The organism is Agromyces humi, from assembly GCF_009720255.1.
Taxonomy (GTDB): Bacteria; Actinomycetota; Actinomycetes; order Actinomycetales; family Microbacteriaceae; genus Agromyces; species Agromyces humi.
Map to the genome: position 1 here is coordinate 1 of NZ_WJSP02000686.1, position 906 is coordinate 906.

Here is a 906-nt window from a genome sequence, read left to right on the forward strand (position 1 = left end):
CCTGCCGGTCGGCGGCGGCATCCGACACCCCGGCGGCGCGGTCGCCCGCCTCGTACGTGGCGAGCAGATTCGGCCGGCCATGGCGTACCCGGTCGCCGTCGATGAGGTCGTCGTGCAGGCAGAGGCCGAGGTGGAGCAACTGCTGGGCGCCGGCGACCTCGCCCAGCAGGCGACGGTCGAGGCCGCCGAAGGCGAGGTAGGCCGCGGCCACGAGACGGGGGCGCAGGTGCTTTCCGCCGTCGGACGCCGCGGCCTCATCGAGCAGTCGCGTGACTGCCGGGCCGTATGCGGCGCAGCGGACGCGGACGCGACGCCAGTGCGCCGCGGTGATGGCCGGCGACGCCTCGCCGAACGCGTCGACCTCGGCCGCGAGCCGGTCGCCGTCGAGCCGACCGTCCGTGTCGAGGTCGGTCGAGGTCAGCAGTGCACCCTCGGTGACCGACGGCGCAGTCATCGGCGGTGACGACTTCATGGAGCTCCTCCGTCGACGTTGACAGGCCGGCGCGACGCTCGGCGTGGTCGGCGTCGCTCGCAGCGCGGAAGGAAGGGGCCCCGTTCGGGGGGCTTCCGTCGACCCGTGCGATAAAAGCCAACCTAGCGACGGCGTAAGTCGAGCGCAATGGTCGGAAGTTCCGAGTCGTGTGCTACAACTTTCGAAGTGGACTTGTCACCCGGGCGCTCGGCGAGTTCGGTGCCACGATCACGTTCGCCGGGTCCCTTCCCGGGGTCACGCGCACCCTGCCCATCGCCAGCTACCTCGCGATGCAGTCGGACCCCGACGAGGCGATCGCCCTCGCCCTGCTGCTGCTCGCCGTCTCGGTCATCGTGCTGCTCGGGCTCCGTGACCGCTGGCTGCCGGGGGTGCGGGCATGACGGATGCTGCGGGCGCCGCCGGTCGCGAGCGGG

Annotated in this window: 1 protein-coding gene and 1 pseudogene; one reads left to right on the forward strand and one right to left on the reverse strand. The window is 72.4% G+C overall.

Annotated elements, in window-relative coordinates:
• On the reverse strand, positions 1-472 hold a 472-nt coding region (locus GH736_RS23515), incomplete at its 3' end, for a polyprenyl synthetase family protein (protein ID WP_203230939.1).
• Between the two features lie 200 nt (positions 473-672).
• Here GH736_RS23515 and GH736_RS23520 point away from each other — a divergent pair.
• Positions 673-873 (forward strand): annotated as a pseudogene (locus GH736_RS23520) (molybdate ABC transporter permease subunit); the annotation flags it as partial.
• Positions 874-906: the final 33 nt, after the last annotated feature.